General features: G+C 51.1%; 15 protein-coding genes and 3 tRNA genes. 3 read left to right on the top strand and 15 right to left on the bottom strand.

Features of this window, described 5'->3' with window-relative positions:
- The 3 genes from TY09_RS16600 to TY09_RS16590 all read right to left on the bottom strand — a co-directional run.
- A partial coding sequence (locus tag TY09_RS16600) for an alpha/beta fold hydrolase (protein ID WP_042436657.1) occupies nucleotides 1–582 on the bottom strand: 582 nt, incomplete at its 3' end.
- 57 nt (nucleotides 583–639) lie between these two features.
- On the bottom strand, nucleotides 640–1,233 hold the full coding sequence (locus TY09_RS16595) for a TetR/AcrR family transcriptional regulator (protein WP_042436654.1): 594 nt from the start codon (nucleotides 1,231–1,233) through the stop codon (nucleotides 640–642).
- A gap of 172 nt (nucleotides 1,234–1,405) precedes the next feature.
- Entirely contained in the window at nucleotides 1,406–2,080 is a 675-nt protein-coding gene (locus tag TY09_RS16590) for a cyclic nucleotide-binding domain-containing protein (protein WP_042436652.1), read from the bottom strand.
- A 94-nt stretch (nucleotides 2,081–2,174) separates the two neighbouring features.
- Between TY09_RS16590 and TY09_RS16585 the strand changes: the two genes are divergently transcribed.
- Both TY09_RS16585 and TY09_RS16580 read left to right on the top strand, forming a co-directional pair.
- The gene (locus tag TY09_RS16585; protein WP_042436649.1) at nucleotides 2,175–2,597 is read left to right on the top strand and encodes a DMT family transporter; all 423 of its coding nucleotides are present in this window, start codon (nucleotides 2,175–2,177) and stop codon (nucleotides 2,595–2,597) included.
- A 16-nt stretch (nucleotides 2,598–2,613) separates the two neighbouring features.
- Nucleotides 2,614–3,078: a DMT family transporter gene (locus TY09_RS16580; protein WP_042436648.1), complete on the top strand. Its 465-nt coding sequence runs from the start codon at nucleotides 2,614–2,616 to the stop codon at nucleotides 3,076–3,078.
- 54 nt (nucleotides 3,079–3,132) lie between these two features.
- Here the strand turns inward: TY09_RS16580 and TY09_RS16575 are convergent, their stop codons facing one another.
- The 7 genes from TY09_RS16575 to TY09_RS16545 form a co-directional block, all read right to left on the bottom strand.
- The gene (locus TY09_RS16575) at nucleotides 3,133–3,603 is read right to left on the bottom strand and encodes a VOC family protein (protein ID WP_042436645.1); all 471 of its coding nucleotides are present in this window, start codon (nucleotides 3,601–3,603) and stop codon (nucleotides 3,133–3,135) included.
- A gap of 83 nt (nucleotides 3,604–3,686) precedes the next feature.
- Entirely contained in the window at nucleotides 3,687–3,974 is a 288-nt protein-coding gene (locus TY09_RS16570; RefSeq protein ID WP_042436642.1) for a DUF1905 domain-containing protein, read from the bottom strand.
- Nucleotides 3,971–4,384, bottom strand: coding sequence for an iron chaperone (locus TY09_RS16565; RefSeq protein ID WP_042436639.1), 414 nt, complete (start codon nucleotides 4,382–4,384; stop codon nucleotides 3,971–3,973). Before TY09_RS16565 ends, TY09_RS16570 begins: the two co-directional genes overlap by 4 nt.
- 404 nt (nucleotides 4,385–4,788) lie before the next feature.
- The gene (locus TY09_RS16560) at nucleotides 4,789–5,298 is read right to left on the bottom strand and encodes a hypothetical protein (RefSeq protein ID WP_042436636.1); all 510 of its coding nucleotides are present in this window, start codon (nucleotides 5,296–5,298) and stop codon (nucleotides 4,789–4,791) included.
- A gap of 149 nt (nucleotides 5,299–5,447) precedes the next feature.
- Nucleotides 5,448–5,524 (bottom strand) — tRNA-Val (locus TY09_RS16555).
- A 44-nt stretch (nucleotides 5,525–5,568) separates the two neighbouring features.
- Nucleotides 5,569–5,643: transfer RNA gene (locus TY09_RS16550), tRNA-Glu, on the bottom strand.
- Between the two features lie 2 nt (nucleotides 5,644–5,645).
- Nucleotides 5,646–5,722: transfer RNA gene (locus tag TY09_RS16545), tRNA-Met, on the bottom strand.
- Nucleotides 5,723–5,960: 238 nt separating this feature from the next.
- Here TY09_RS16545 and TY09_RS17780 point away from each other — a divergent pair.
- Nucleotides 5,961–6,674 carry a hypothetical protein gene (locus tag TY09_RS17780; RefSeq protein ID WP_052335747.1) on the top strand — a complete coding sequence of 238 codons (714 nt, stop codon included), beginning with the start codon at nucleotides 5,961–5,963 and terminating at the stop codon, nucleotides 6,672–6,674.
- Nucleotides 6,675–6,766: 92 nt separating this feature from the next.
- Here TY09_RS17780 and TY09_RS16535 read toward each other — a convergent pair whose 3' ends face one another.
- The 5 genes from TY09_RS16535 to TY09_RS18475 form a co-directional block, all read right to left on the bottom strand.
- On the bottom strand, nucleotides 6,767–7,495 hold the full coding sequence (locus TY09_RS16535; RefSeq protein ID WP_042436632.1) for an acyl-[acyl-carrier-protein] thioesterase: 729 nt from the start codon (nucleotides 7,493–7,495) through the stop codon (nucleotides 6,767–6,769).
- A 125-nt stretch (nucleotides 7,496–7,620) separates the two neighbouring features.
- Nucleotides 7,621–8,913: a serine--tRNA ligase gene (gene serS / locus TY09_RS16530; protein ID WP_042436630.1), complete on the bottom strand. Its 1,293-nt coding sequence runs from the start codon at nucleotides 8,911–8,913 to the stop codon at nucleotides 7,621–7,623.
- 45 nt (nucleotides 8,914–8,958) lie between these two features.
- Complete coding sequence (locus TY09_RS16525; RefSeq protein WP_009064916.1) at nucleotides 8,959–9,822, bottom strand: ParB/RepB/Spo0J family partition protein; 864 nt, start codon at nucleotides 9,820–9,822, stop codon at nucleotides 8,959–8,961.
- Nucleotides 9,819–10,601, bottom strand: coding sequence for a ParA family protein (locus tag TY09_RS16520; protein WP_009064920.1), 783 nt, complete (start codon nucleotides 10,599–10,601; stop codon nucleotides 9,819–9,821). The genes TY09_RS16525 and TY09_RS16520 overlap by 4 nt, the downstream gene beginning before the upstream one ends.
- A 108-nt stretch (nucleotides 10,602–10,709) precedes the next feature.
- Nucleotides 10,710–10,934, bottom strand: coding sequence for a hypothetical protein (locus TY09_RS18475; RefSeq protein WP_009064895.1), 225 nt, complete (start codon nucleotides 10,932–10,934; stop codon nucleotides 10,710–10,712).
- Nucleotides 10,935–11,174 lie beyond the last annotated feature (240 nt).

Raw genomic sequence — 11,174 nt, 5'->3', positions numbered from 1 at the left:
GCCGTAAACCAGAATGATTTTTGTGCCACAGCCCGGAATATGCTGCGGCAGCTGAGGGCCAAAGCACGTTTCACAGGAACGGCGAATCGTATCCCGAGTGAGGTTCCGGCAGGAGCGCCGCATTCCTGCGCCGAATTCCCCGTAGTGCGCATCAAACACACTGGGCGTCTCCGGAGCGGCCCGCACCGCCTGAACCAACTGCCAGAAGCTTTCTGTATTTTCCGCGGCCTGCACGGCGCCCCAGCCAAAAGGCGGACTGTCCAGCACCAGGCGGTGAATCGGAATCCGGTGGCGCTGCCATAGCCTCCAGGCCAGCATCGCGCCCAAAGAGCTGCCTGCAGCGGCTGCTATCTCCTGAACCTGTTCTCCTTCCAAATAGGCTTCGATCCGCTCCAGCTCCTCGTCGGCCCCGGGGTACCCCGTTTTTTCGTCAGGGTCATACCCGTCCAGTGTGGGGATCACCAGAAAATAATCCTGTACCAGCGCCGGAATCAGAGCCTCAAACAGTGTACCGGTGGTAAACATGGTGTGCAGCAGCAATATGCAGGGCTTTTCTTTTGAGCCGTAGGTATCTATTCGCATAACTGGCCTTCTTCCTTTGTTAGTTTTATATAACACATATGCAAAAGAAAGGGCCGTTCAGCCCTCCTCCGTAAAGATACAGGAAAACAGCAGCTCATACATTGATTGTAGCGTGCGTTCCAGCGCGTCGGCGTGCAGTTCATCCTGATTGATCTGGGCCAGCGCCATGATCTTCAGCAGATTGGCCACCAAATGTTCATCCAGATCGACGCGGACACCCTCCATCCTCCCGAACAGCCGCATCATCACCTGCGACTCATGCTGTGCATCGAGAAAGCATTCCGGCGGCAGGGCGGCACGCAGCTTTTCCTCGTCCTCGGCGGTCAAATACTGGTAGATGCTTCGTTCACTAAAAATGATCTTTTTCAAGAACTCCTTTGCCTGCGGGATCGGCAGCTTTTCCCGCCCGGCCAGAAGCTGCTGAAAATAATCCATGAGCTGAGCACGCAGATACCCCATCATCTCATAGACAAAGCGTTCTTTACTCGGGAAAAAATTATAAAAGGTACTTTTGCCAAGGCCTACGGCAGCCGTTACCTTTTCTACCGACGTATGGGTCATGCCGTACTGCCGGATCAGATCGTAGCCTGCTTCCAGCATCTGCACCCGAACCTCTTCCCGTTCCTCCCAGTCAAATTTTTTCGGCGCCATGGAGTCCTCCCTTTACGACTGTTCTTTCAAAATAAAGCGACCATTATTTTTATTTTGGTCGTAAAAAGAGAGTACCACTATTTCTCTGCCTTGTCAAGACAAAGCAAAAAGGCTCCCCGCAGCGCGAAGAGCCAAACAGATGATACGTTGAAAAAGTTCACAGGATGTGAAACTACTGACGGTAAACATTTCCCGCAATCTTTTCCAGCGCCGCGATATTTGCCAGCCGGTAACCGGCTTTAGTCTTTTGCAGCAGGCCTTTGTCGCAGAGACTGCGGAAGGTGCGCAGCAGATGCCGCAGGCTGCAGCCAAGGGATTCGGCCAGCAGCGTGTAATTGGCCGAGAACACACCATTCTTCTGCATGACAAGCACATACCCCACCAGCCGCTGCTCCAGCGGATACAGCAGGTTGATGGCAATATTCGAGTTGTTGCGATCCGTTTTGGCGCAGGTTTGGCGGCACACAAACTGCAAAAAGGAGTTGTCGGCGAGCAGCCGCTCCCGCTGATCTTGAACAAAGGCCGCGAGACAGTATGTCTCCGTGAGCGCCTGCACATTCGTTTTGGCGATGGGATCACCGAACAGCTCAAACTCCCCAATCACCTGAATGTCGTCGTAAAGGCATAACAGTACTGTGCGGCCGTTCTCGAGCGTTTTAAATACCTTGCAGCTGCCGGTGAGCAGAATCAGAAAGCAGCCGGCTTGTTTCCCCTCCGTGTACAAAAATTCCCCCGCATCAAACCGGCATAAACGAAAACACCGGAACGCCGCGTCAGACAATTCCGACTGAACGCTGCGCACCTGCTCCATTAATTCCGGCTTTTGCCCAAGCTCCAGATACTTCATCGGATTTCTCTCCTTCTATGACATCTGTCATAACTGCCTGTGCAGATTGTGTGCAATAATAATACCATAAATCAAAGCGCGGAGGGGCTTTTCGATGAACTTTTTCCTTTTGCTTGTGAGCGGTATCTGTTTGGGGCTGATGGTCAGCCTGAACGGAAGACTCGCTGTCGATTTTAACCTGTTTGAGGTCAGCTTTCTGGTTCACCTGATCGGGGCGGTGATGCTGCTGGCCGCCGCAAAGCTGATCCAAAAAGAAAAAATACAGCTTTTGGGCGCCCCGCGCTACGTGTATTTTGTGGGATTTATGGGCGTTGCGATTATCGTGATGACCAGCCTGAGCACCACATACATCGGCGCAGCCCTGACCATGGTGCTTTCCATCACCGCGCAGCTGGTGGGTTCCGCTGTTGTAGACCATTTTGGATGGTTCCGTGTTCCAGTCAACAAATTCAGCTGGCGGCGGGTTCCGGCCTTTGCGGTCATTTTGACCGGTCTGCTCCTGATGATTTTCTCATAAGAGAAGGAGGAAATGTATGCTGTTCTTTGTCCTGCTCGCCGCGGTCAATGGTTTTGTCACGATTATCAATAAGATGATCAATCTGGAAGCCAAAAAATCGCTTGGCACAATAAACGGAACTCTGATCAATTACTTAGAGGCGACCGTGATTTCTCTTGTGATTGTCCTTCTGCTCGGTGACAGCCGCCTTGCCGATCTTTCTCACTGGTCCGCAGTTCCGCTGGTAAACCTGCTGGGCGGCGTTTTCGGCCTTGTAGCGATGGTTTTGACAGTCATCGCGATGGAACGGGTACGCATTTCGTACTCAACCATTATTTTGCTGGCGGGTCAGCTGGGCACCGGCTTTATTCTGGACGCTATTGCGGCAGGAAAAGTAGTCCCGCTCAAACTGCTTGGCCTCCTCATTGTGATCGCAGGGATCTTCCTCGATCAGATGGCTACGGGCCGGAGTGCGGAAACGCATCTGAAGGAGCAGGAGTAAAAAGGAAATGCCCGGCCGCTCAGCGGTACTTCCATCATGAATCAAGAAGCCGCATCATTTTGATGCGGCTTCTTTTCTTTGTCTCCAGCTTTGCAATTCAACAATATTGCCTTCCGGGTCTTTGGCATAAACAAATACCGCTTCCAGGTCGTTCGGGTATTCCGCGGTGATCAATTCCCCAACACGGCTTCCGCCTTTGCTGATCACTTTCATCAAGGTTTCTTCCACATCGTCCACTTCAAAAGCGAGGTGGGCAAGACCGGGGCGGTTGATCTCTGCGGGTATGGCTTCTTTCAGCGTGTCATAAGAAAAGATTTCAAGCGTCGGATGATCCTCTCCGTAACCGGGCAGAAGCAAATGCTCCCCGGTGATATGGGCCTGATGTAAACCGGTAAGCCGATCTACCCATTCCCCACGAAGATCGCGTGTTTCGTTGATGCTTTTGCAATGAAACACAGCCTTATAAAAGGAAATCAGCTTATTTGCATCCTTAGCGATGATATTGGTATGAACATAGCGAAACATTTGAATCCCGCTCCCTTTCTAAATAGCTAAATCCGTCGATGATCACAAAGTCTTTTTCTGCTGCGCTGTTGAGGCGATCCGAATCAATTGCGCTCCTGTATTGTGACGTGGACGCTGTCACCCGATTGCTTCCCGATTTTCGTGCGAATATCCTTGCGCAGACCGATGATGTAGCAAACCGAGCCGTCGGCATTTTTTACGCCCATATTAACAACGCTTCCATCATACGGTACGCCGTCAAAAGTCGCATGAACCTTGACACGCCCTTTCCCGAACTCCGTTTTCACGTCATATGGGAATTTGACATACGCGCCGTCTATATCGGAGACTTTGCAAATGATTGCATCAAACTCATAGGTTTTGGAGTTCATTTCTGCTTTTCCCCCGCCTGTTTGATCCGCCACCGTGTGATGTCGGCAATGAGCTGATAGTCAATCGGCTTATTCAACGGAAACTGTATCGTTCCTTTGGACGTTTTGTATCCGACCAGCCTTTCTGCAAACACTTCTGTGGCCTCGCCGCCTGGAAAAATACTGATGTGCTTTTGGAACGCAGCAAAATGAATGAGATTTTCGCCCTGCCAAAAGGTGGGCATCCGCCACGAGATTTTCTCTGTGGCCTGCGGCGCGGCGGAACGGATTGTTTTACGCACCTGCTGCAGAAGCGGCAGAACGTTCTCAGGCTGTGCGGCGATATATTCGTCGATTGTAGTAATCTGCTCACAATAGTGATCTTGATTTGTATGATTGAACGTGCGTCCGCATTTCGGGCATTCCCACATAGCTTTCACCGCTTTCCGAATTCCATTTTTAGAAACGTCTTTCTTTGCTGCCTGATCAGGTAAAAATAAAGAAATTGATTCCCTGATTGTTAGCTTTCTTTTATTATATCCATATGGCAAAAGAATTTCAATGAATGAACACAAGGGAGCTTACCAATGTTATTTCGCCATTATTGACTTTGCGGCACAACCCGTCGCACCACACCCGCTAAAAATATGCCCCAGACATATTTTCTTAACGCTCCAACTCTTTTTATTTTGTGTCCCGGTAAAAGAAAAACAAAGCCCATCCGCAAGGGGTATACTTTGTTTTTTGAAGTAACCGCGGGAAAAGATTTTCCAGAGATCCAACATGTTGCGAAAAGAGCGATCAACAAATTGAAATTCATCCATTCAGGTTGTATTCATTTTGGCCGTGATACGATGATGCGCTCCGGGTACTCAAAAGGCTTGTTCTTGAAGACTCTTTCTAAGTCTAAGCAGGTTAATTCGTTTAGAAGAATAGAATAGGTTTTCATTTTTGGCAACGGCTCATCAAACCCACTGCCTAACCATATTTGGCTGAGTTCAATTTCATCAGCTTCCATCAAATGCCGATGAATATACTGAATCAAATGTTCCGCCCTGTTTCTTGTATACTCCCATTCTAGATACGCAAAATATTTCTTTTCGGTATAAATATCATCGTAAATATTCTTTCGCTGAAAGGTATGAATCGACAGTTCGCCAAAATTTTTCTCATCATCCACGAATAATATTACATCCGGTTTTTCTCTGTCGAGGTCTGGCTCCAGCAAAAAATCAGGAACCTTTACTCCAAGCTCTAATGCCTGATGTATGGACAGCTGCCGCACATGCGGATTTTCTATCTCTTCCAGGGGATGATTACTTGCAAGATATGTGAATACACTCAACTTATGGTCCACCTCCGGTTATATAAATCATCGTCTCGATCAATAGCCAATTTATCTCTGGCGATATGTTAATGCTATCCTCATACTATCATACATCCACATATAAAAAAAGAGATAGCTTTCTATAATTATAGAAAGCTATCTCTTTTTGGTGGACGCAGAGGGACTCGAACCCACGACCTCTCGCGTGTGAGGCGAACGCTCTAACCAGCTGAGCTATGCGTCCTAATAACGATTCCCCCGAAGAGATCCGGGGGAATGCTGCTTGTGTGGTGACCCGGACGGGATTCGAACCCGTGAACCCGCCGTGAAAGGGCGGTGTCTTAACCACTTGACGACCGGGCCGCTGGTAGCGGCAAATGGACTTGAACCATCGACACTTCGGGTATGAACCGAATGCTCTAGCCAACTGAGCTATGCCGCCATATGAACAACGCACAAGCGGAGCGTTATTAATTATATTATATACTTGTCCTTGTTGTCAATACAAAAAACGAAAATATATTTTTATATCAGAAAGAATCACTCTATCCAGCCTGATTTTCAAGGCTGACGCCGCGCGGATAAGAAATTATTTTTAATCCTCCTTTCACTTTTCACTCTTTCTGCCGAAGTATCAAGTAAGAAGCAGTCGCAGAAAGAATGTGGAAGGAGGATCGCACATGCGGATAGACAGCGGAATCTGGTCCCACTCTTCGGCCGGCCAGCGAACAGAGCAGGGAAAGGATGCGGAAGAAGCAAAATTAACTTCAAACTCAGAAAAGGCTCCACAGACGGAAACCACACCGCAAAAGGAAATTTCGGCAACTGAGCCACCGGAAAAGAAGATTACACCGCAATGCGCATCCTTCACCCCCAAACGCAGGCTGTCGCTTCAGGAGGAGATGGAGCAGCAGGTACAGTTGAGAAATCGCGCTCTGGAGCAGATGCGGCAGCAAATGGCCGATATGGCTGAAAAAGCGGAGGAAGAACGCGAAAGAGAGCGCATCGAAAAGCTCTGCTTCGAGATTTCGGAGCGCGTGTTCGCGGGCGACAAGGTTCCGGCCTCTGACCTGTCTTTTTTGCGCAAGCACGATTCCGGCCTGTACGCCCGGGCCATTCTGCTGCGTGTGAAAAAGCGCAAGCCATATGAACACCGGCGACTCACGCGCGGCAGCGACTTGTACGATAAGCCGGGAACGCTCGTCATTAAGGGCGGGCGCAACGACAAATATCTGATCTCGGGGCTGGCGTGGAAAGAACTTTCGAGCCACTCTTTCGGCCCGGCCTTTGATGAGACCGCAGGCGCGATAGCTTACGGCGGCTCAAGTTCTGAGACAGCCAGCGGCTCTTCTCCCGACACTGCTCCCGGCACACTGCTGGATACAAAAGGATAGATTCTCCGCGTAGCCGGAGCAGGGCATTCGCCTTGCTCCGGCTCTTTTTCGTCTCGGTGCACTTCCTGCGCGCCGGTTTTCCGATCAGGCGATCATTCCACCCGGCCCTGATATTCAAAGCTGATGCCGCGCGGATTCACGCCGCGCATCAGAATCTGGCCATCACGCTCCTCACGCTGAATCTGCAGCACCTCGCCCTCGCGGCTTTCCATCACATAATGAATCTGGAACTCGCGCAGCGCGTGTCCATGCATGCCGCCCGGCACGTAATCACAGAAAATATCGCTGTAAACCGAATTATTCACGTGTCCGTTGTAATCCAGATCGGAATATCTCACTTCGCGCTCACCGACAATGGGCATTTCTTTTGGTAAATTCATACGATCCAGCTTCTGCCCGCTGTTCTCCCCTGCGCCCACTCCGTAATCCAAAAAAACCTTCGGGCGCAGCAGCTTATGTTCCTGCGTGCTGACAACAACGGAGGCCTGCAGAACCTCTGCCAGATGTTCGTCGCCGCAGTAGAAATCAAAGCTGCGGTAGAACTGCACGCCGACCACTCCGCGCGCCCGTGTGACTATAGTGATGGGATCGTGCTGGCGCGGCCAGCGATGTACCACTCCGCCTGCGCGGGTAAACACAAAAATAATCCCGTCGCCCTGCATCTTCTCGTGCGTCAGCCCGTAGCAGGCCAGGTGCAGCTCGCAAGCCTCCTGGCAATAGCGCAGCATTGCAGACGGACGCAGGGTATTGTTTGCATCCATATCATATGTCGTCAGCTTTACCTGCTGTGTGTATTCGCTCAATTTCGGATTCAGACCCATCTCTACGCTCCTTTGAAAGAACCGCCCCGGGAGTGTTCCCGGGGCGGATTGAAAGTTACTGTTCCGCCCGTTTCTGTTTCAAACGGGGATCGGTTCGTTTTACCGGCTGAGTAAGCCGCAACAGCTTATTCAGGGCATTTGATGACATCAACACCCATGAACGGACGCAGAACCTCCGGAATGGTGATACTGCCGTCCGCATTCTGGTAATTTTCCAGAATCGCTGCAACGGTGCGGCCGACCGCTACACCGGAGCCGTTCAGGGTATGCACCAGCTGCGCCTTGTCGCGCTGGGTCGCCTTAAAGCGGATCTGTGCACGGCGTGCCTGGAAATCCTCGAAGTTCGAGCAGGAGGAAATTTCAACATAGCGATTGTAAGAAGGCATCCAGACCTCAATGTCGTAGGTTTTGGCGGAGGAGAAGCCCAAATCGCCGGTAGAGAGACAAACCACGCGGTACGGCAGGCCCAGAAGCTGCAGAACGCGCTCGGCGTCATTCGTGAGGGATTCCAGTTCCTGATAGGAATTGGCGGGATCCGCAAACTTGACCAGCTCCACCTTGTTGAACTGATGCTGACGGATCAGGCCGCGGGTATCGCGCCCGGCGGAACCGGCCTCCGCTCGGAAGCAGGCGGAGTATGCACAGTACTTGATCGGCAGGCTGGCGCCTTCCAGAATCTCGCTGCGGTGCATGTTCGTTACCGGCACTTCCGCGGTGGGGATCAGAAAGTAATCCTCGGCGGTATCTTTATTGATCACCCTATATGCGTCCATCTCGAACTTCGGCAACTGTCCGGTGCCGGTCATAGACGCGCGGTTGACCATGAAGGGCGGGAACACTTCGGTGTACCCGTTTTCGATATGTGTATTCAAGAAGAAGTTGATGATGGCGCGCTCCAGACGGGCACCGAGTCCTTTATAAAAATGGAAGCGCGCGCCCGTGACTTTTGCTGCCGTTTCGGGGTCGAGGATCCCGAGCTCTTTGCCCAAATCCCAGTGCGCTTTTGGTTCAAAATCAAACTGAGTGGGCTCGTGCCAACGGCGCAGCTCCTTGTTCTCTGTATCGTCCTTACCCAAAGGCACGTCCGCCGCCGGAATATTCGGCAGGGTCAGGAGCAGACCGCGCTGCTTTTCTTCCAGCTCGCTGAGCTGCGCATCCTTCTCCTTAATTTGGTCGGAAAGCTTCTTGAGCTGAGCCATCAGCTCGGTGGTATCTTTCCCCTCTTTTCTCAGAATCGGAATCTGCTTGGTATCCGCATTCTGCTGGGCCTTTAGAGCTTCCGTTTCACCGGTGACGCGGCGGCGGTCCACATCGATCTGCAAAATGGATTCGATCACCTGATCTGCATCCATATTTCTGCTTTTCATCGCCGCTTTGACTCGATCCGCATTTTCCCGGATTACTTTAATATCCAACATGTGAGTTCTTCTCCTTTATTTTTGGTGCGGGGACTCTGTACAGGTTCAGTCTGTGTGAAAGCGCAGACTGTTGACCAGATTTGCCAAATCCTCTTCGCCATAAAATTCAATTTGCAGTATTCCTTTGTTTTTGCCGCCTTCCACCTTCACCTTGCGGCCCAGATGGGTATTGAGCGCAAGCTCTACCTCTTCAAAATAACGGGGCTTCTTTTTTCTGGGCGAAGCCGGTTCCGTTTCCGTTTCATGCGACAGGAATTTCTTTACCATTTTTTCCAATTCTCTGACAGAAATACCATGCTTTACCGTCAGCTGCGCCATTTCGAGCATGTCCTGCGCCGATTCGATCGGCAGCAGCGTCCTTGCATGCCCGGCGGAGAGCTTCCCCTCTGCAACCAGCTCACGAACGGCCTGCGGCAGGTTTAAAAGACGCAAAGCGTTTGCCACGGCGGGCCGTGATTTGCCGACAATCTTCGCGATTTCCTCCTGCGTCAGCTCGTAGGATTCCATCAGGGTCTGATACCCCTGCGCCTCTTCGAGCGCGGTCAGATCCTCGCGCTGTAAATTTTCGATCAGCGCGAGCTGCATCACCTGCTGGTCGGACATTTCGCGCACTACGGCGGGTACTTCGGTCAGTCCGGCCATCCGCGCCGCGCGCCAGCGGCGTTCGCCCGCCACAATCTGGTAACCCCCGCTGACGAGCGGCCTGACCAGAAGCGGCTGTAAAATTCCGTGCTGCGAAATAGAATCCGCCAGTTCGGCCAAAGCGCCCTCGTCAAACTGCTTTCTGGGCTGAGCGCGATTCGGCTCGATCTCGCGCAGAGGCAGCGTGATGGAGGAATTCTGATTCTCCGTATCGTTTTCCGCAAAGATGGCGTCCAGGCCCTTTCCAAGACCGCCTCTTTTTTTCATTCCGTACGCCCCTCTCCTTGATTATTCTGAATGATTTCCATAGCCAGCGCTTCATAGGCAGCAGAGCCTTTTGATGCGCGGTCGAAATACAGCACCGGCTTGCCAAAGCTTGGCGCTTCGGACAGTCGCACTGTACGCGGCACAACGGTGGCGAACACCTTGCGGGGGAAATACCGCTTCACCTCATCCACAACCTGTTGGGTCAGATTCAGGCGCCCATCATACATGGTGAGCAGTACACCCTCTATATCGAGCTGCTCGTTGTACTGCCGCTTGACGCGCCGCACCGAATTCATCAGCTGCGAAAGGCCCTCGAGCGCATAATATTCACACTGAACCGGTACCAGCAGCGTATCTGCAAGGCAAAGCGCGTTCGTCGTGATGATTCCCAGCGAAGGCGGACAATCCATAATAATGTAATCATACTCTGCACGCAGCGGCAAAATCGCGCGCCGCAGGATGGATTCCCGGTTCTTCAGGTTTACAAGCTCCAGCTCGGCCGCGGCCAAGTCCATGCTGGAGGGAATCAAATCCAGATTTTGAAAGCCTGTATGGATCAAAACCTCGCTTGGCTTTGCCTCATCCAGCAGGATTTCGTAGACAGTATTTTTCAGCTTTCGGCGGTCTACCCCTACGCCGCTGGAGGAATTCCCCTGCGGATCGATATCGACCAGGAGTGTCTTCTTCCCCAAACTGCCAAGAGAAGCCGCCAAATTGACTGCGGTGGTTGTCTTCCCCACACCGCCCTTTTGGTTTGCAATCGCAATGATTTTGCCCATACCCTTCGTTCCCCGCTTCTCTTACATGATTTATGAGATCAACATGAAAATCGGCGTTCAAAACCATTGATATGGCCTTTCCCTATAAAACCGATGATCTATGTTCTCTCAGCCGCCAAAGCTGCACTGTAAAATATTATAGCACTCTTCTTTTATTAGATAAAGCCTTTTTAGGTAAAAAGTGCTTGTTTCACGTGGAACAACAGCTTGTTTAACTAATATCTGAATGTTTTGGAGTTTTCTCACCGATTTTCCACTCAATTGTGGAAAGCCTGTGAATGTTGAAAGATATTTGCGTATGCCATTTTCAACTGCAAAGGTGGAAAATTTCATCTCCTCCTTCGCAGAAAAGTTTTCAACAGAAGACTTTGATCGGGTTCTCTGCAATCTTATATCCTTTTAACTATGTAAAAAAGACCGAATCCCTTTATTCACTCTCTCTATATAGTTCTCGTTGACATAGAGCATATGCTCATCAGTCCAAAATCCAGTCTTTCCTCCGCCCTACGAAGATCCTTATCCACGAGAAAATAGTTTGTTTTCTCTGGGGGGTTCCCTCGATGTGCGCACAGG

It is taken from the genome of Faecalispora jeddahensis, assembly GCF_000577335.1.
In the GTDB taxonomy this organism is placed as follows: Bacteria; Bacillota; Clostridia; order Oscillospirales; family Acutalibacteraceae; genus Faecalispora; species Faecalispora jeddahensis.
The sequence above is the reverse complement of the archived record's forward strand: the minus strand, read 5'-3'. Positions and strand labels throughout refer to the sequence as shown.